General features: G+C 49.1%; 20 protein-coding genes and 1 pseudogene. 13 read left to right on the top strand and 8 right to left on the bottom strand.

Annotated features, from left to right (window positions below; translation table 11 throughout):
* Positions 1 to 106 precede the first annotated feature (106 nt).
* The 4 genes from ACFTRD_RS03530 to ACFTRD_RS03515 are packed head-to-tail and all read right to left on the bottom strand — an operon-like array spanning position 107 to position 4,116.
* Positions 107 to 853 (bottom strand): class I SAM-dependent methyltransferase, encoded by a 747-nt coding sequence (locus ACFTRD_RS03530; RefSeq protein ID WP_379377756.1) that lies wholly within the window; start codon positions 851 to 853, stop codon positions 107 to 109.
* The gene (locus ACFTRD_RS03525) at positions 840 to 2,393 is read right to left on the bottom strand and encodes a nucleotide sugar dehydrogenase (protein WP_379381162.1); all 1,554 of its coding nucleotides are present in this window, start codon (positions 2,391 to 2,393) and stop codon (positions 840 to 842) included. The genes ACFTRD_RS03530 and ACFTRD_RS03525 overlap by 14 nt, the downstream gene beginning before the upstream one ends.
* A 25-nt stretch (positions 2,394 to 2,418) precedes the next feature.
* Positions 2,419 to 3,408: a polysaccharide biosynthesis protein gene (locus ACFTRD_RS03520; protein WP_379377755.1), complete on the bottom strand. Its 990-nt coding sequence runs from the start codon at positions 3,406 to 3,408 to the stop codon at positions 2,419 to 2,421.
* An 18-nt stretch (positions 3,409 to 3,426) separates the two neighbouring features.
* The gene (locus ACFTRD_RS03515; protein WP_379377754.1) at positions 3,427 to 4,116 is read right to left on the bottom strand and encodes a glycosyltransferase; all 690 of its coding nucleotides are present in this window, start codon (positions 4,114 to 4,116) and stop codon (positions 3,427 to 3,429) included.
* A gap of 353 nt (positions 4,117 to 4,469) precedes the next feature.
* Here ACFTRD_RS03515 and ACFTRD_RS03510 point away from each other — a divergent pair, with 353 nt between their 5' ends.
* A complete protein-coding gene (locus ACFTRD_RS03510) occupies positions 4,470 to 5,180 on the top strand; it encodes a GT-D fold domain-containing glycosyltransferase (protein ID WP_379377753.1) in 711 nt (236 codons plus the stop codon).
* Between the two features lie 219 nt (positions 5,181 to 5,399).
* Here the strand turns inward: ACFTRD_RS03510 and ACFTRD_RS03505 are convergent, their stop codons facing one another.
* Complete coding sequence (locus tag ACFTRD_RS03505; RefSeq protein WP_379377752.1) at positions 5,400 to 5,807, bottom strand: hypothetical protein; 408 nt, start codon at positions 5,805 to 5,807, stop codon at positions 5,400 to 5,402.
* 189 nt (positions 5,808 to 5,996) lie between these two features.
* On the opposite strand from ACFTRD_RS03505, the gene ACFTRD_RS03500 reads away from it, so the two are divergent.
* The 12 genes and pseudogenes from ACFTRD_RS03500 to ACFTRD_RS03445 all read left to right on the top strand — a co-directional run bounded on the left by ACFTRD_RS03500 (position 5,997) and on the right by ACFTRD_RS03445 (position 15,821).
* Positions 5,997 to 7,130 carry an RluA family pseudouridine synthase gene (locus ACFTRD_RS03500; RefSeq protein ID WP_379377751.1) on the top strand — a complete coding sequence of 378 codons (1,134 nt, stop codon included), beginning with the start codon at positions 5,997 to 5,999 and terminating at the stop codon, positions 7,128 to 7,130.
* Between the two features lie 118 nt (positions 7,131 to 7,248).
* Positions 7,249 to 7,827: an SLOG family protein gene (locus tag ACFTRD_RS03495; protein ID WP_192273260.1), complete on the top strand. Its 579-nt coding sequence runs from the start codon at positions 7,249 to 7,251 to the stop codon at positions 7,825 to 7,827.
* Between the two features lie 177 nt (positions 7,828 to 8,004).
* Entirely contained in the window at positions 8,005 to 8,820 is an 816-nt protein-coding gene (gene speD, locus ACFTRD_RS03490) for an adenosylmethionine decarboxylase (protein ID WP_379377750.1), read from the top strand.
* A gap of 168 nt (positions 8,821 to 8,988) precedes the next feature.
* Positions 8,989 to 9,399 (top strand): flagellar basal body rod protein FlgB, encoded by a 411-nt coding sequence (gene flgB / locus ACFTRD_RS03485; protein WP_379377749.1) that lies wholly within the window; start codon positions 8,989 to 8,991, stop codon positions 9,397 to 9,399.
* A gap of 213 nt (positions 9,400 to 9,612) precedes the next feature.
* Positions 9,613 to 10,104: pseudogene (locus ACFTRD_RS03480) on the top strand (GNAT family N-acetyltransferase); the annotation flags it as partial.
* Positions 10,105 to 10,305: 201 nt separating this feature from the next.
* Positions 10,306 to 10,707, top strand: coding sequence for an NUDIX domain-containing protein (locus ACFTRD_RS03475; protein ID WP_379381160.1), 402 nt, complete (start codon positions 10,306 to 10,308; stop codon positions 10,705 to 10,707).
* 232 nt (positions 10,708 to 10,939) lie between these two features.
* On the top strand, positions 10,940 to 11,455 hold the full coding sequence (locus ACFTRD_RS03470) for a sigma-70 family RNA polymerase sigma factor (protein WP_379377748.1): 516 nt from the start codon (positions 10,940 to 10,942) through the stop codon (positions 11,453 to 11,455).
* Positions 11,452 to 12,783 carry a DUF4179 domain-containing protein gene (locus tag ACFTRD_RS03465; RefSeq protein ID WP_379377747.1) on the top strand — a complete coding sequence of 444 codons (1,332 nt, stop codon included), beginning with the start codon at positions 11,452 to 11,454 and terminating at the stop codon, positions 12,781 to 12,783. The genes ACFTRD_RS03470 and ACFTRD_RS03465 overlap by 4 nt, the downstream gene beginning before the upstream one ends.
* A 100-nt stretch (positions 12,784 to 12,883) precedes the next feature.
* Positions 12,884 to 13,927, top strand: a complete 1,044-nt coding sequence (locus ACFTRD_RS03460) for a S66 family peptidase (RefSeq protein ID WP_379377746.1) — start codon at positions 12,884 to 12,886, stop codon at positions 13,925 to 13,927.
* A gap of 64 nt (positions 13,928 to 13,991) precedes the next feature.
* Entirely contained in the window at positions 13,992 to 14,297 is a 306-nt protein-coding gene (locus tag ACFTRD_RS03455; protein ID WP_076291774.1) for a hypothetical protein, read from the top strand.
* A 360-nt stretch (positions 14,298 to 14,657) separates the two neighbouring features.
* Positions 14,658 to 15,353, top strand: coding sequence for a threonine/serine exporter family protein (locus tag ACFTRD_RS03450; RefSeq protein WP_379381158.1), 696 nt, complete (start codon positions 14,658 to 14,660; stop codon positions 15,351 to 15,353).
* Between the two features lie 18 nt (positions 15,354 to 15,371).
* On the top strand, positions 15,372 to 15,821 hold the full coding sequence (locus tag ACFTRD_RS03445; RefSeq protein WP_379377745.1) for a threonine/serine exporter family protein: 450 nt from the start codon (positions 15,372 to 15,374) through the stop codon (positions 15,819 to 15,821).
* 235 nt (positions 15,822 to 16,056) lie between these two features.
* Here the strand turns inward: ACFTRD_RS03445 and ACFTRD_RS03440 are convergent, their stop codons facing one another.
* From ACFTRD_RS03440 to ACFTRD_RS03430, 3 genes are all read right to left on the bottom strand, one after another.
* Positions 16,057 to 16,920, bottom strand: a complete 864-nt coding sequence (locus ACFTRD_RS03440; RefSeq protein ID WP_379377744.1) for a transglycosylase domain-containing protein — start codon at positions 16,918 to 16,920, stop codon at positions 16,057 to 16,059.
* A gap of 163 nt (positions 16,921 to 17,083) precedes the next feature.
* Positions 17,084 to 17,551 (bottom strand): DinB family protein, encoded by a 468-nt coding sequence (locus tag ACFTRD_RS03435; RefSeq protein ID WP_379377743.1) that lies wholly within the window; start codon positions 17,549 to 17,551, stop codon positions 17,084 to 17,086.
* A gap of 170 nt (positions 17,552 to 17,721) precedes the next feature.
* Positions 17,722 to 18,666, bottom strand: a complete 945-nt coding sequence (locus ACFTRD_RS03430; protein WP_379377742.1) for a YwqG family protein — start codon at positions 18,664 to 18,666, stop codon at positions 17,722 to 17,724.
* Positions 18,667 to 18,760 lie beyond the last annotated feature (94 nt).

Here is an 18,760-nt window from a genome sequence, read left to right as displayed (position 1 = left end):
ACATACTTGTCTTTCTGTCTTTCTGTCTTTCTACCTTCCTTGTCTCACCCTGACCATCATCCTCATGTTTCAACTTCATCCAGCTACCATCTGTTATGCTTCCCCGTTACCCTTCTCCGTTCTCCTGACGTCGCAGACGTTTAACCTGTTCCACCGCATTATCCAACGCTTTCTTGCGCTGATTCATCAGGCGAAGGTGATTCTTCTCCACGGCGGCAAAATGTAAGTGATCCAGCTCCATCCATTCCGTCAGTTGGTTCAGGGTTGGTGACATATGCAGCTGCGTTTTCCGTCTCTTGCGTGCCACGCAACATAGATATTTATGATGAACTTCCAGCTTCAATACTTCAAAATACGGCATCAGACACATTGCCAGATTCCCGGCATAGAACGTCTGCTTGTGATCGTAAAAGGGATGATAGCCATATGGTACGGTCACAACCAGAGTTCCCTCCTCATGCAGCAGTCTGTGAATCTGCAGCAATAACGTCTCCGGATGGGCAAAATGCTCCAGCACTTCGCCCAGCAGTACGGTATCAAAGGCCGTTCTCGTTTTCCATTGCGTAATATCCAGCAGACGAAAATCCACATTATTCCGAACGGGTCTGGACTCCTTCGCCAGTTCCTCTCGCGCGTATTGTATGCTCTCTTCTTCCAGATCAATGCCGGTCACCCGAAATCCTTCCCGTGCCAGCAAAATGGAGGTGACGCCCTGGCTGCACCCAACATCCAGAATCCGCTTGCCAGTTGCTTCCCTGCACATCCAGTGAATGCGGGTACGTGTGGCCTCATGTGATTCTTCCGAATTAATCTCGCCATAATAACGCTCGTTTACCCGATCATGATTCGCCATGGCTGCCTCCAGAATCTTCGTGCGAGTGTTTGAGGTGAGGTTCACGGTCTGCCTCAATATAATCTGTCAGTTCCTGCTTATCCCCAGCCTCCGTCTGATCCACTCGCATGTTTTTGTGAACTTGCATTTCATGTACTTCCTTCACGTTTTGCATCACGTTTACACCCGACCGGATCGGCTGTCCGAGCACTACGATATTTCCACCGACACATCCGGCCGTCGCATTGCGTGTGTCGAAGACGAGCTTGGCATGATCCGCCATCTCCTGATAATCGAAGCCTGTATGATCCGTCGTAATCATGACCAGATCAGCTCCTGCCCATAATTCGGGTGAGGCTGGTTGAGCCTGGATAACCATGCCATCCTCCTTGCGGAACACAGGCACCATCGGGTCGGTGAAGCAGACGTCTGCACCTGCTTCACTAAGTAACCTAAAGACATCCAGCGCTGGAGATTCACGCAGATCGTCGATATCTTTTTTGTACGCCATACCTGCCAGTACAATTCGGGCTTCCTGCATCGTAGAGCCATTCTGTTCAAGCAGCTCAGCGGCACGCTTCACCACTCTTTCCGGCATTTGCCGATTGGTCGTATCCGCAAGTGTAATGAATTGCAGCTCCGATCCCTGACGGCCAGCGGCCCAGGACAGATAGATCGGGTCAATTGGAATACAATGTCCTCCAATGCCCGGACCCGGATAGAACGGCATATAACCAAAGGGCTTGGTCGCCGCCGCGTCCAGCACCTCCCAGATGTTCACACCCATTTGCTCACAGGCAGGTGTCAGTTCGTTCACGAGCGCGATGTTCACGCTGCGAAACGTATTTTCGAACAACTTTGCCGTCTCCGCGACTGTCGTTGAACTGACCGGAACGATCTCGTTCAAGAATGACCCGTAGAATGCTTTTCCATAGGACAGACAGGCTGGCGTGGAGCCGCCAATGATCTTCGGTGTATTTTTCACGCCGTAATGCACACTTCCGGGGTCTACCCGTTCTGGAGAATAACAGACATGGAACTGCTGCCCTACTTTCCACCCTTTCGCATCCTCAATCGGCTGCTTTACGCGCTCCTCGGTGGTGCCGGGATACGTAGTACTCTCCAATATGACAAGGCAGTCCTCCCGAAGATAAGGCGTTATGCCATCCACCGCTGCAGCGATAAAAGAAATGTCCGGCTGATGCTCCGGGGTCAAAGGCGTAGGCACACAGATGACAATGACATCAGCCTGCGCCACTGCTGCATAATCCGTCCCCGCCATGAACAACCCAGCCTGAGCAAGAGATTGCACCACCTTATCCTCAATGCCAATCACATACGATTTTCCTGCACGCAGCTTAGCCACCTTCGCCCCATCGATATCAATCCCTTGCACCTGATACCCAGCCTGAGCCATCTCCACTGCCATCGGCAACCCGACATACCCGAGACCAATAACGGCGGCGTTGAGGGAGCGGTTGTTTATGTTTTGAAGTTTGGCATTTCCCTGATTGATCTTCGTAACGTCGTCATGCTTGCTGTCCTCTTCCATTCCTTCCACCTCCAAACGGTCCGCCTCCCTTCTATTAATGGATAAAGCCGCCTGCACGTAAAAATTGGGCAATCGCGGAACGGTTCATCATCGCGCTGTCCGAACGATACTCGGTAAAGGTCACACGAGGCAGGCTGCTATATGGACCTGTCAGGCGCTTGTCCGGTTCCTGCGGCAAAATCACATAATATTGTTCGTCAACCTTGTAGGTACGTGGTGCTTCGAATGGAGAAATGAGTACTTCATGCAATTTTTCACCCGGACGAATCCCGGTTACTTTATAATCGTGAGCTGGCCGACCTGCCTGCTCCAGCATAACCGAAGCCAGATCGGTCATCTTGCAAGCCTTCATTTTCATGACAAATGTCTCACCGCCCACCGCAGCCTCAGCCGCCTTCAGCAACAAATGAATCGCCTCCGTACGCGTCAGGAAAAAGCGGGTCATGCCTTTGTCCGTAATCGTTAGGCTCTTACCTTCATCAATCTGACGGCGGAACAATGGAACAACACTGCCGCTGGTTCCGAGCACATTCCCCCCGCGAATACAGACAAATCGTGTGGACTCGCTCAGCCCATTGGCACGAATCATCATCTTTTCCCCCAAAGCCTTGGTCATACCGTATACGTTAATCGGATCTACCGCCTTGTCGGTGGATACGTCAATGACTTTCGCCACCTGCATGCGAATGGCTGCTCGAATGATGTTCTGCGTTCCAATGACGTTGGTCTTGAACGCTTCATCCGGCTGATCCTCGCATACCGGAACGTGTTTCAGTGCAGCCAGATGAAAGAGAACATCCACCCCGCGACAGGCTTCCTCCACCGCCCGATAATCACGAATGTCTCCAATGACAAAACGCAATCGTGCATCATGACCGAAATCGCGCTGCATCGCAATCTGGGCGTACTCATTACGCGAGAGAATCCGAATCTCGGCCGGATTCTGCTCCAGCAGTACCTCCGTCAGTTTTTGTCCCCATGAGCCTGTTCCTCCGGTAATTAGAATCGTTTGTCCTTGAATCATAGGTGAATCCCTCCCTGTTCAGATCATGAATTCTCGTAGTACCTCAGCCATCTCTTCTCGGCTCAACCGATCTTTGGGCGGTACTTTTTTGACAGACGTATTGTTGGAATGCACAACATTCACGTAATTGCGCGGAGCCAGCAGCTCGTGCGGCAGATCGATGACATTGCCATGTGTTCCCCTGCCTGGCAGCTTCACCCGGTATCCCGCAGCGTACTCAGCCGTTTTATATAGGTAGACATAGAATTGCGGGGAACGGTGAAACGCTGGAGCCATTTCATGATTCAAGCTGTCCCACAGGTATCCATTCTGGTTGATGAGTGCCATCGTTCCGGGCTGTGGCTGCACATCATAGAGCTGCTGAACAAACGTCTTGTGATATAGATCATCCGAATCCAGTCGGGCTATATAGATATCCTCTGCTCCCTTAGCAAAAGCCAGAATGGCGCGCACACTTTCGATATTTGTTCCAAAACGAATATTGGCAGGCATCGGCTCCTGTTCAGCCAAAATCTCCTGCATCAACTCCCCCGATTCCTTGGACAGCTTCACCACGGTCAGGAAATCCTGATTCGTCTGCGCCTTAAGGCAATGAAGGGTGAATGTACGGAAAATACTCATTCGCCGCTCCAGCCAATCTCTTGTCAACCGCTGCGGGTCCATTCCGTAATTGTTGAAGTTAATCTCAATAACCACTTTTCTGGACATACCCTTCCTCCTCATTCTTCTGTGATCTTCTTTCAATTCAGTCAGACAATTTTCATAGTCTTTACAGCCCTTTCCACACAAAAAATGCCTCCGTCTGCCCGAGACTGCTATACAGAAGCTCTCTTCAATCCAGCTGACTCTATAACGTATGAAAAAATAATAGAATCGGTCCGGACATTTGCACGGGTTCCTCCACAAATCAGCTTTTACATAAGCCGACCATCACTTGTCGGTCCCGGAAGTAGATTGAAATACAACCAAAGATGAGCCCTGCGGGTCGAACACACAATACGTTGCCGGAGCCGCAACATAGAATAGAGCAATTGAATTTTCAAAGGGGGCCCTATACCACAATGAATTCAATCTATCTTGAAATGGATAGTGTGCTGGATCAACTTGAAACCGCGGTGGAGGAGAAGCGTCCCTTCTCTCTGGTTCGTGTGGGCGATGGGGAGAATATCGTCATGTCCCAGGAAACGGTCTGGACCACGGAACAGGTTCTGAAGGAGCGTTGGGCCATCAAGGCCAATCTGGGACAAAAGGGACTTCGCCTACCCAACCTGCAGCTTCGGGATGAGGTCGCCGCTTCCTTGCAACGGGCAGATATCGTAGGTGTTCTTCCTCACGGGGACAGCACGATCAAAGCCCCGGAGCATCTCAAAAGACAACTGACCGACATCGTGTTCGCGCATTTCGGGATCTCTCCGGCACTGACTTGCCATGCCTGTATCAATCGAGAACTCGCGCAAATGCCCCGTTTCTGGAATATGCTTGCAGGCAAGCGGGTGCTGCTCGTTACCCGGGAGATTGAGCAGTTGCGAACGGTGCTTGTTCAGGAACCGTACCATCTGGATATTACAGCTGCCTTGCCCTTCGACAGCTGGGACCAGATGGAAGAAACACTGCAATGGATTCAGACAAATCGGGATACCTTCGATGTAGCTCTCTTCTCCTGCGGAGTGAACGCAGTTGTACTTGCCGAGCGCACAGCGGCACTCGCGGGCAAAGTCGCCATCGACTTCGGCAAAGCCAACAACATCATTTTGAAAGGACGCGCCAACTAAGGGTAAAATGAACTGCTTAAACACAAATAATCCCGGCTGCAAGGAGTCCGGGATTATTTTGTGTTTTCTTTTCTTCGGCAAGACATGAGTCTTGTTAGCGCCAACAAGATTGATGCCTCATCCTCTCAGGACGGCTTCTGGCAGGATTATAGCAAGCTCTGCTCATCATAAGATGCCATACGATAATACTCTTCCTGTTGAACCTTCTGTTCATAGAAACTACCTAGAGGCTGCAATACCATAGAACATCTCAGGTCCAGTCCGTACCGATGTGGACACGCCGGAAATAAACGAAGAATACACACTTTCCAGCGCAGGCGGTGCGGACAGATCCTGTGCAGTGAACGAATGAAATTCAGCGCCACCGTTCTGACCTACCGTACCTTCCGCGCGATAAATCACAAAGAACGGATCGTAAACGCTACCCCGTACAAGCTCAACAACAAATGTATCTCCCAGCTCTCCGGTCACACCAACCGTGCCATTTAAGGTGATAATTGGATTCGGAACACCAAGGGTCTGCAGACCAATGGAGCCAAACAATTCCGGGGATGGACCCAGAGACAAACCGGGTTGTCCTACGGTTCCCGAATTCATCGAAGTTCTCATATCGAGAAACACACCCATGAGTTACACCTCCAATGCTATGGGATACGGTATTCTATGAATCTCGGCTCTCTTTGGACTGGATGGGTAACAGATTCCATCCACCTATTTTTATTTGCCCCCGGTTAATGGTATATTGAACTGCATAACGAAATGAACGGATCGTATGCACACAAGCGGTACAGGCTGTTCAGAAGGAGATCACTATTTATGAATAAACGCAAACGCCCAACAGGCAATACATCGGCCAAGGGGAAAGCATCTACAGGTTCATCCACAGCGCGGTCCGGGCGGTCCACTTTTACTTCCGCCAAATCATCAGGACCTTCCGCATCACGCAATACAGGAACGGCGAAGAAGCCAGCAGCCGCCAAAACCTCGGCCGTGCCCAAGAAATCCGGAGCTTCCAAACCCAAAGCAGCCAAACGCTCGGGCAATTCCTATTATCGTAAGCAAGAACCACCGCGCCCGTACAAAGTAACCGAACCGGATGAGCTGCTCAACTTCTTGCTGAAACATCTGAAGTCCGGAAGGAATGCGGTCAAATCCATTCTCGGTCGCGGGCAGGTATCCGTCGATCAGAAAGTGGTGACCAAGTTTAATCTCGAGCTGACGCCAGGGCAGATCGTAACGATCAGCAGAGAAGGCGCCGTCGCCGCTCCTTCCTTGACGGGGATTAACATTTTGCATGAAGACGATGATATCATTGTCATTCGCAAGGAAGCCGGACTGCTATCCATTGCCGCTGACAAAAGTGATGATCTTACCGCTTATCGCCAGCTGACCGAGCATGTTCGCCGTACCAACGCGCTGAACCGGATATTTATTGTCCATCGCCTGGACCGTGACACTTCGGGTGTCATGATGTTCGCCAAGAGTGAAGAAGTGCAGCAAAAGCTGCAGGACAACTGGAAAGAGAATGTACAGGAACGTGTGTATGTTGCCCTTGTGGAAGGTGCCGTTGCGAAGGAAGAGGGTACCATCTCCTCCTGGCTGAAAGAAACCAAAACACTGAAGATGTATTCCAGTTCTCGCCCGAATGATGGACAGCACGCGATTACACACTACAAACGCCTGCAGTCGAACCGCGAGTTCTCCCTGCTGGAAGTCCGTCTGGAAACGGGACGCAAAAACCAGATTCGTGTGCATATGGAAGATCTGGGCCATCCCATCGCAGGAGACAAGAAGTATGGTGCTCGCACCAAAACACTGGGACGCCTCGGACTGCATGCACGTGTACTCTCGTTCATCCATCCAACGACAGGTGAACTGATGAGATTTGAGACGGATATTCCGAAGCAGTTCCTCTATCCGTTCCGCGCGGATGCCCCTCCAGTGAACTAACGGGATGATTCAGCTACCGGGCATTGCCAACTCAGCGATTGTAGCCATTCTGGACAGGACAAGCCTCGGTGCCAGAACTGGCCGAATGTTTGGCCATGCCTGAAAGGAGGAACCACTGCTGAAAAACTTGCTGATTACCGGTTACCGGGCACATGAATTACAGATTTTCGGACAGAAGCACGAGGGAATTCCTTTCATCAAAAAAGCGATCTCCTCCCGTCTTACGCCTCTGGTTGAAGACGGGCTGGAGTGGGTGCTGACGCCAGGCCAATACGGCGTGGACCTCTGGGCATGCGAAGTGGTACTTGAGCTGAAGGAGACGTTTCCGGATCTGAAGCTGTCGATCATTACCGCTTTTCAGAATCCGGAGGAACAATGGAAGGAAGACAAACAGGAGTATTACCGCTCCATCCTGCAAGGTGTAGACTATTATGGGGCCATTAGTCGCCAGCCGTATATCGGCCCGTGGCAATTCACTGCGCGGGATGACTTGCTGCTGCGCAAAAGCGATGGCCTTCTGCTCGTCTATGATGAAGATGCCGGGGAAGGCAGTCCCCGTTTTATCAAGGAAAAGGCCGTGAAAAAACAGCTCAACGAAGACTACACGATCATCAGCGTCACATCAGAGGATATCCAATCGGTTGCCGAGGATGAACGGATGAACGATGTAATGGATTACGGAGATTCTTCATTCTGAGGGATGACGGTTCAACTTTCGCATGACGTACTGATGATGTACACATCCATGCACTTTTATTGTAGTGGCGAAGTCGTGCAGGAATTGATACATATGTTTTTTTTTGCAGCAGGTTGGGTATAAGTAGTATTATTACTGCGATTACCATGTCGTATGGGACAAAGGGGAACTGGAACCATGACATTAACGCCAGAACAGCGCATTCAGCTGCACGGATTCAACAACCTGACCAAGTCGCTGAGTTTCAATATGTACGATATCTGTTATACGAAAACCAAAGATGAACGCCAAGCTTACATTGAATATATTGATGAACAGTATAATGCGGACCGACTGAGCAAAATTCTGAGAAATGTGTCCGACATCATCGGGGCCCACGTCCTGAATGTTGCTCAGCAGGATTATGTGCCTCAAGGGTCAAGTGTGACGATGCTTGTTTCGGAAGGGCCCATTGTGGAAATTCCTGAGGAATCCTTTGACGAATCGCCTGGTCCCCTGCCCGATAATATCGTCATGCAGCTCGATAAAAGTCATATTACCGTCCATACGTATCCCGAATTCCATCCGAGCGAAGGCATCAGTACGTTCCGGGCAGATATTGACGTCTCGACCTGCGGCGAAATCTCGCCACTAAAGGCACTGAACTATCTGATTCACTCGTTTGATACGGATATTATGACGATAGATTACCGGGTTCGTGGATTTACACGCGATACGAGCGGACGCAAGCTGTTCATTGATCATGAGATCGGCTCCATTCAGAATTACATTCCGGATGAGGTCAAGAGCAGCTTTGACATGATTGACGTGAACGTCTATCAGGAGAACATTTTCCATACCAAATGCAAGCTGAGGGAATTCGATCTTGATAATTATCTGTTTGGGTACACCAAGAATAAGCTAAGCAAGGCCGAGCAGCAGGAAATTACGGAGTGGCTGAAGCTGGAGATGGACGAGATATATTATGGCAAAAATATAAGTCGTCCTTCATAAGGATCGATTCACAGGAACTGCAACAAGGATAAGAGATCATGAAGGCAGAGTTTCTTAACGGAAACCTCCGACATGTGCGCTTGTCCTTTTCTTTTGCCTAAGTTGACAGACTGCATCTTATTTTTTTATGATGAAAGCAATTGCATTTCCAGTGAAGGAGACTGAGCCGTGATCGAAACGAACACTTCCAGACGTAACGAATCTCTCTTACAAGTGCTGAACGTGCAGCACAAGGTCACCACTGAAAACATTGCCAATGCAGACACGCCCAATTACAAAAAGAAATCGGTGGAGTTTGAGGAAGAGCTTAGACGTATCATTGAGAATGGTAAAACAGAGAATTTGGACATGCACCGGACTCATCCGAAGCATTTTCCGGTCAGTAATCCTGCTTCTTCCGTAGTCCCCTACCGGATTGTCGAGAACAATGAAACGGCCATGAACAATAATGGCAATAATGTTGACATTGATATGGAAATGGCGAATCTTTCGGAAAACCAGCTATTATATAATTACATGGTTGATCGGGTGAGCGGACATTACAAGAAAATGAAAAACCTGTTGCAGGGTTTGAAATAATGGATGTTAGAGCAGCCTATGGCTGCTTTTTGTTTTGTCTAATATTCGGAAATATTCTGATGATCTATATTAACCGTATTTAGCGTCGCTTTTCTTTTCCTCATTAGGAGGATCAATTCCCCTGGTTATGTCCTTTTTCGGTATCCTCCCCTTTCGTAGTATAATGGGATAAAATGATCGATTTCATATCGAATAGAATAAAAGAGGTGCAACATGACTCCACGTAACTTAAATGTTTTTCATGGCTCCAAAGTCCGGCTGGCGGCCCCTTGCCCGGAAGACTGTATGCGGCTCTCCCGGTTCACCGACAGTTATGATTACTTACGTAACCTCGATACCGATATCGCTGTGCCGCTAACGCCGGATGAGACGGGATCATCCGCAGTTCGGAGAGACAACGGTTTTGAATTTGCGCTGCGTACACTGGAGGATAATCGGTTCATCGGATTCACCGCCCTCTACCGGATTGAATGGAATAACCGCTCTGCACGCCTTGCCATCGGCATTGGTGATGATAAAGATCGTGGTAAAGGATACGGAAGTGATGCTCTTGCCCTGATTATTCGTTATGGATTCCATGAATTGAATCTGAATCGGATTGCGCTGGAAGTGATTGAATACAACGAGGCTGCGAGACGAGCATATCTAAAAGCCGGATTTCGGGAGGAAGGTCGCCAGCGTTCTGCCGTTCTGCGGGATGGCACGCATTATGATCTGATCTCGATGAGTATTCTAGCGGAAGAATGGTCAATGCAGACCAAGCTGCCATTGGCTTTTCAGTCTACTCGTGTCCAAGGTAATAAACAGACAGAAGCTAACATAGACTCACGACTGCTCGCAGCCGAAGAATCCTCGTGGTCCGATTCAGAAGTTAAGGTTACTGCGGATATCCCTCTCCAACCTCGCATCGGTGTTGGAGCCGTCATCCTCAACGAACGCAATGAAGTCCTTTTGGTTTGGCGGAATCGACAACCGGAACAATACACCTGGAGTATCCCTGGAGGCAAGGTCGATCCTTACGAATCGCTGGAAACGGCGGTCATTCGGGAAATCAAGGAAGAAGTCGATCTGGAGATTGCCATCGAGGGTTTACTCTGCACGGCCGAAACCATTCGTTCGGAACAGGAAGAACATTGGATATCCGTCCTCTATTTCGCGCGGGTCATCCACGGTATTGCCCGCAATCTGGAGGAAGGTGGTGCCATTGGCGAAATCGGCTGGTTCCCACTGAACGATCTCCCCTCCCCGCTAGCCAGTTTTACCGTACCTGGCCTAAAAGCCGTCATGCAACTTTATTCCAAAGATTGAGTGTGGATACTTTGATTTAGTATGAGGAACCATCCATAGCATGAATAAAAGCCGCCGATCTCCTGTTCTCTAGTTAGAAGAGGAACTCGGTGGCTATTTACTTTTCGACGTATATCTTTTCTGTCCGCATATGAACTTCAGTATAATAATACATATTTTTTTGAGAAACCAAGAACCGTTTGACCCTTTCCACGGTCTAATACGCACCAACATCCATGAAAGGAGGAACCATGTGACCCCTGTTCAACTGACCATCGCCGCACAAAAGGGGGATGCCGAGGCTTTTGCAGCCTTGATGGAAATGCATCAGAGCCGACTGTACCGGATCGCTTATGCCTATCTTCACAACGAAAGCGATGCACTGGAAGCGATACAGGAGACTACCTATAGATCATATCGGCAACTCAAAAAATTAAAAGAACCATCCTACTTCGGCACCTGGCTGATCCGCATTCTGCTGAACTACTGTGCGGACGAACGTAAACGCAAGAGCCGGTTCAGCCACGTTACCGAGATTCATGAACCCAGCAGCTGGGACCGGCCCGAAGACCCCGATCTGGCCGCAGCCGTCTCTGCGCTGGACCGGGAATATAAACAAATCATCATTCTGAGTTATTTCGAGGGATTCTCCCTGACCGAAGTCGCAGATGTTCTGCAAATCCCGGCCGGAACCGTAAAATCCCGATTACACCGGGCGCTTGGACAACTCCGAAATCAACTTGAAACGAAAGGAGATCCATCATTATGACCGATGAACAAAACCCATTCGAAGGATTGGAAGAAAGACTGAATCATTGCAAAATGGAATACGACGCCATGCCTGTACCGGATGCTCCAGTATCCCAGGCCGTACAGGCTGGAATACGTCAGGCCACGCGCAAGCGCAAGTCCCGGTTACGGTGGTACGTGAGTTCCATCTCGGCAGCCGCGATTATTCTGCTGTTTACGGGATGTATTCGTGTCTCTCCTGCCTTTGCATCCTTTGTGGAGCAAATCCCAGGCATGGAGGGTGTTGTGAGCATGATTCGCCATGATAAAGGATTAATGATGGCAATCGATCAGTCCCTATTGCAGAAGGTGGGTGTGACCGACGAGCATGATGGGGCTTCGGTGACCGTGGAAGGCGTTATCACCGACGAATCACGCATGGTCATTTTTTACACCATGAAAGGCATGAAAGGTTCAGAAAAGAATGACTATGACATTGATTTGCTTGATGGAGAGGGTAAACAGCTTCCTGTTGCGTTTAGCTATTCCTCTCCTAAGCCGGCTTCAGAACATGGCGTTTATGAGGATATTGTTGACGTATCTTTTACAGAGTCCTCCCCACCGAAAGAGCTGACCTTTGTATTTAAGGATCGGGAGAAGAAAACGCGCAAGGAATGGAGGGTCACTTTTCCTGTAGACCATAGCCTAACAAAAGACATGAAAAAAGTTGTACCTGTGAACCAAACGGTTACACTCGATGGACAACGATTTGATGTGAAGCAGGCCACATTATATCCAACTCGCCTTGTCCTAGATATCGAGTACTATTCTGGAAATACCAAAAAAATCTTCGGTATCAATGATTTACAGTTAGTGGATGAACAGGGCCGAGCCTGGCGAACAGATTCGGCGTCGATCTCAGGCTCCGGGAGCTCTGTATTTTTTGAAAGCATGTATTTCTCCATTCCCAAGAAGCTTACCCTGCAAGGGTCAGGTCTAACAGCACTGGATAAGGATGAACTGGTGATCAGCATCGATCCGTCTTCAAGCAAGCTACGGGGCGGACCTCAAGGTTTGGAACTCCTTGAGTATACGGTTAAGGGCAAAGATACTGTCATGCATTTCTCCATCGCAAACGCTCAAAACTCCACTTCAGGACTTTCATTTACCAATATCGCTGACCGTAAAGGGAACACATTCGATGTGAAGGAAGCTGGCTGGAGTCCTTCCGGCGAAAACGGCGTTTCCGAGGCGTGGGTAACTGTCAAAAACGGAGCGACCGCCAAAGGAAATCTGACGATGGAAATCTTCTCTTATCCTGCGCATAGTCGTTCCCCTTTCTCCATTGAGGTTCCGGTGAACCCTTAATCTGAATAACAGAGGCTGTCATTACTGCACCAATTCTATATAATGGAAGCATTCGTTTAGACGAGCAATACTAATCCTCACAGGAAAGGGTGTTTCCACAATGAATAAGCGTTCGATCCGTTACCCGCAACCGCTCACACCGGGAAATACTATTGGCGTAGCTGCACCGTCCAGCGGTGTAGGCGAATCCTTGCACCATTACCTCGAAGAAAGCAGACACAATATGGAGCGCCTTGGGTTTGGCGTGCAGGAAAGCCCGTCACTGCGTCACAACAGCAAATGTGTGAGTGCCTCCAAAGAGGACCGAGCTGCTGAAATCAATGCATTTTTCCGTGACCCGGGGATTCAGGCTATTATCCCTCCATGGGGTGGAGAGTTTCTCATGGATATCCTGCCCCTGCTGGATTGGGAAGCCTTGAAAACCTTGTCGCCCAAATGGGTCATGGGCTATTCGGATATCAGTACCTTTTTATTCGCTTACACCCTGATCACCGGAACGGCTTCAGCACATGGTACGAACTACGTAGATCTAAGATCCAATGAGCTCGATCCGGTGACCGCTCGCTGGATTGATGTATTACAGACTGGCCAGGGAGGGCAGATCACTCAACCTTCCTCCTCTCACTATCAATCGGAATGGAAACCGGAGTTGTCGAGGTTTAATCTGGATACCCCTTCTCACTGGAAACAGCTGGGGCAGCCCGAAGGAGCAGACTCACAAATTACATTCTCAGGTCGGTTGATCGGCGGGTGCATGGATACAATCACTTGTCTGATCGGTACACCTTATGCACCAGTTGAAGCGTACCTCGATCAATATTGTGCTGAAGAAGGAACGATCTGGTATCTGGAAAGCTGTGAGATGAATGCGGGTGATATCTACCGTCATATGTGGCAGATGAGACAGGCTGGCTGGTTTGCTGGCGTTAAAGGCTTCATGTTCGGCCGACCTGCCGGGTATTCGGATACAGGAGATTTCAATTTCACCGATGCCCTGAATTCAGCGCTGGGGGATATGGATGTTCCCGTACTGTATGATGTGGATCTGGGCCACATCCCGCCACAGTTAACCTTTGTGAATGGCGCACTGGGCAAAGTGGCTTATGAAAATGGGCAGGGAAGCCTTGAGATGGCATTTGTGTAAACACCTTTTGTAGGCAGATGCATACCTTGAAGTAAGAACTTATTTTGAGGAAGGGTTGTGCATTATGTCTGAATCCACATCCACACCATCCGCACGGGTTGTATACCAAGCCAATCAACCGATGCTCCAATCCGTGCAAAGTGTGCGGAATATGCTTCATCATACAGCCCGACAGCATGTAGGCAAGAAAGTGCAAGTCCAGAATATCGATGGTCAGGTATGGGAAGGTGTCATTATCAGTGCAGATCGGGGAATATTGTATCTCCAGGTTACACCGATGCATGGATATCCTGAGCCGCGCGCCTTGTTTGGACCGACGATTCTGCCACTCGTTCTATATGAGCTGTTGGTCATTACGCTGTTGATGTAATTGTTTTTAATTTCTATCGAGCCTAAACCATAAATCTTTGCTCCTGAGGCCCTTAGGTCCGGGAACGAAGATTTTTTTGGTTTTGGGTGCCTAAGTCGTCATTTTGGCTTGAATGTATGCATCAATCTCTGCAGCCTGAATGAGGTTCTGTCGTTCGTGCGGTATGTTTCCTTGTTAACGTGTGAAATATGATACAATGGTGTCGGCACAAGCCTTATCTCATATGAACGGAGCTTGATCCGGTTGGAATACATCCCCCATGATCCTCCACCCGTGCCTCAGTCTGAGACGGAGCTGGTGGGGACAAATCATACTGAACAATCCCGTGTGATCGCAATCTGTCTATTGGCAGGCAAAATCATGCTGCAAAGCGGTGGTGAAACCTACCGTGTGGAAGATACAATGAAACGCATGGCTGCCGCGCTGGGCCTTCCCCATTCGCATAGTTATGTGGTGCCCACAGGCATCTTCTTCTCGGTAGATGCAACCGAGCCTGCCAAGCTGATTCGGATCTCTGAACGAACCACGGATTTGCACAAGGTATCCGAAGTGAATGCCGTTTCCCGGCGAATTGGACAAGGTGAGCTGACTGTTGAAGAGGCACATGCCTTGTTACAACAAATTGAAGGACAGCCCTCCTCTTATTCTGCGGTTGTGCGGCTTATTGCAGCGGCATTATCCAGTGGGTGCTTTACCATAATGTTTGGCGGAGGATGGATTGACTTTCTCCCAGCGGTCCTCTGCGGTGGCATCGGCTATGCAGCGGTCATTATCTTCCATCGACTGGTACTGGTGAAGTTTTTTGCCGAGCTGACAGCCTCATTTGTCATTGGCCTGCTTGCCTTTTTGCTTGTCTATATCGGTGCGGGTCATGAACGGGACAAAATCATCATTGGCTCAGTCATGCCTCTGGTACCGGGGCTGCTGATTACCAATGCTGTGCGTGACCTGATGGCTGGACATCTCGTGTCCGGGTTATCCAAGGGAGCCGAGGCGTTTTTAACGGCTTTTGCGATTGGTACCGGTATTGCTGTTGTTTTTTCACTTTTTACGTAAGTCGGAGGAGTGCAGGTTATGCTTCATTTTATTGAACAAGCACTGACCAGCTTTGTCGCATCGGCCGCATTCGGCATTATATTTAACGCACCCAGGCGAATGCTGCTTCACGGTGGATTTGTCGGCATGATCGGCTGGATCATCTATATTGTGCTCGAATATGCTGCGGATGCCGTTCCTGCGACACTGGCAGCCACCATCGCGGTAGGAGTCATCAGCCAGCTGTTTTCCCGCATGTTTCGTGCGCCTGTTATTATATTTAGCGTTGCTGGTATCATTCCGCTTGTTCCGGGGGGGCTGGCGTATAATGCTATGCGTAATTTTGTACAAAATGACTACAGTGCTGCCATGGAGATGGCTGCCAAGGCACTCATGTTATCCGGTGCCATTGCCATCGGACTTGTATTGTCCGAGGTGTTGAACCAGATGATTCGTCGTTTACCCGAATCGTTGCGAGCAAAATCCTAACAGCAGACGAATATAATATCACTAAAACGATAAAGATCCGTTTGGAGACAGTGTAAACGCTGTTCTTCACGGGTCTTTCTTATTTCTAGCCCATGTTGATTTAGGATCATCAATGAATCTGCAGTGTTTTCAACGTTGCACCCATTTGTTCGATAACTGGACGATCCATAAGACAGAACTACCTCATGTCTTCTGGTGAATTCTTGTTCATTTAATGTACAGTAAACCTTTCTTCTTATGGCATCGCACGCTCCATAACCGACGCAAATAAATCCGCCGCCACACCACTTCCCGATCTCATATAATGTTCAGCATCCGTACGATCAAATCCCATCCAGACCGCTGCCGTCCACTTATGGGTATACCCCACAAACCACAAGTCCCGAATGGCTTCCCTGCCTACACCAGGTAAGGCAGCCTGTGTTGTTCCCGTCTTCCCCGCTACCTTATGCTGGCTCAGCTGTGCCCGTCTACCCGTTCCCTGACTGACTACATCCTGGAGCATGCTGGTCATGGCATTCGCCGTACTGGCGGAGATCACCTGCTTGTTCTCTGGCTTAAAAGCATAGATCGTTCGGCCGCGTGAATCCGTAATTTCACGAATCAGATGTGCTGTATTCCGTTTGCCGTTATTGGGAAACACAGAATAGGCCTGGGCCATTTTCAGGGGAGATACCCCTTTGTGCATACCACCCAAAGCAATCGACAGATTGAGATCCTCTTTGCCCAGTTCAATGCCTAATCGATCTGCAAATTGATGTGCGCGTCCAAGCCCTGTCTCATGCAGCAGCCACACCGCTGGAGCGTTAATGGAATGTTCAATGGCTTGCGTCATCGTGACGCCATCTCTGTAACGGCCATCCAGATTGCTCGGTTGATAGCTGCCATATTTCATACGTTGATCAGGCAGCACAATCTCCGGCTTAAAACGACCAGATTCCAGTGCAGGTCCATATGCAATAATAGGCTTGAATGCAGAACCGGGTTGCCTTGCATCCGTGGTTGCCCGGTTGATGCCTCCTTTCACAGGGGATCGCCCGCCCATCATCGCTTTGACTTCACCATTATGCTGGTCCATAATGACCATGCTCGCCTGCACTTGCTCATCCTTACGGTCCTTCCATTTGAAATCCCCATTATTACGTACAGTATCATCTCTCTAATCCGGGTTTAACCGTTGCTTGTTGCGGATACATGCTCTATGTATTTTATTAAGTCTTGTTCCTATTCAGGCAAAATCTCGTATAATGGATCTACTTTTTCTATTCAAACAATGCCACTGTGGGCTCTATGTCAGTCAGCGTCAGCATCGTATGAAGTTGGCCTCTGTGGTGATATACATGTCCCATAATCTCAAGCAGCCACTCCAGACGACTGTACGATGCGCCCCAATAGGAGTCCGTCACCTGTAATAATTCCTCCGTATTAAACTGCCTGTACCGATGGTAGAGGTACATCTGATTCGCAATCAGCGCTTCCTTGATCTCGCTCAGCGTATTTGGCTGATTTTTCTCGTAAAACAAAGCCATTTCCTCTTCGGAAGCTCCCTCCGAAATATGTACATCCGCACGACAAATGACAGATAAATGTGAAAGTAATTCTCCAACCGGCCGTTTACCTTCAATCGGAGTCAGAGCCAAATCCTGTTCGGACAGTTGATCACATAGATCAATTAATGATGTCACGGCCCTATCAATATGTTTAAATGCAGAATCAATCAACAGATACACCCCCTTTTTATTCCATTATACAGAACATATGATCTCATTTCAACCCATATCCCCCTTTATATATAAACCAGCTATACCCAAAAACCAACAAGACAAACAAAAAAGTCCCGCCTCCCTCTTATAGACGGGATTTGGGACAATTTGTTGCTCCTATGATAACCAATGCGGACTTAACTTGAATATAACGAACAATACGTTTGATCGAATCGTCCCGCGAGCAAGTCAGCCTTGCGAATGAAAAATTGCAGCTCCCCGCAGTCCCACCATTGAAAACCGATGGCGTCGTGCGTATCAATTTTCAACAGAAGCAGCGTATCTGAAAGCTCTTGCCTCGTCCGTTCCTCATCTCCGCCATAATGAGCAGTCAGCTTTTTCTCACATGCCTGCTTGTCATAACCATACTCTTCACCAAGTACGATTTGCAGCAGTGCCTGATGTTCTGCATCCGGATGCTGACCGTCAGGGTATCCGAACATGCCACCCCAGTTCTGTGTACTTGGATGATTCCAGTCGGATTCGAATTCAAGGTATCGATCATATAGACCTTCCTCCCCTTCGACTGCTACCGTTCCACCAGCCAGCGGGGCAACAAGTGCATTCAGTGCCAGAGCATCAATATATGCATATGTAGGAAACTCAAGATTAGGCAGTACTGTTACCGAATGCGCTACAAAATCATTCTCATGCAGCGCGGTTTTGCCCCCAGGCTCCCGCCTCGTCAGGTTATGGGCGCCTGGCTCGTAAATCACACGATGTTCAATATGATAAGCAGGTTCATCCACACCAATGAAAAAGTATAACATACCCCGTTCCGGCAAACTCCCGCGCCCATCATTTGGCGTATAAGGCGTTAAGTCTACGAGATTCAACTGGGCCAGGAACGTCATGGGCACCCCATCCTGTGTCACAGGCCATTTCATCTGCTCCGGCAGATCCGGATTTCCACCAACACGTGAATTCCCTGTTCTGCGGTACTCATCCACTGTCGATACATCAAGGCGAATTCCCCAACGACTTGAAGATAACAGCAGATCGGCAGCATTACCCAAACCGTATTCCTCAAGTGTTTTCCGGGCTTTTCTGGTCAGACGTTCACATTGTTCAGGCTTAATCATGCAGATCCTCCCCTTCTGACAATACATCTTGGTGAGACATATTCAGGTTCATATCTGTATATTCTTCCGCTGTCTCTTCTTTCCCTGCTTCTAA

The organism is Paenibacillus sp. NPDC056933, from assembly GCF_042674385.1.
Lineage (GTDB): Bacteria > Bacillota > Bacilli > Paenibacillales > Paenibacillaceae > Paenibacillus.
Note: the sequence above shows the minus strand (reverse complement) of the source record. Positions and strands in the feature narration are given on the sequence as shown.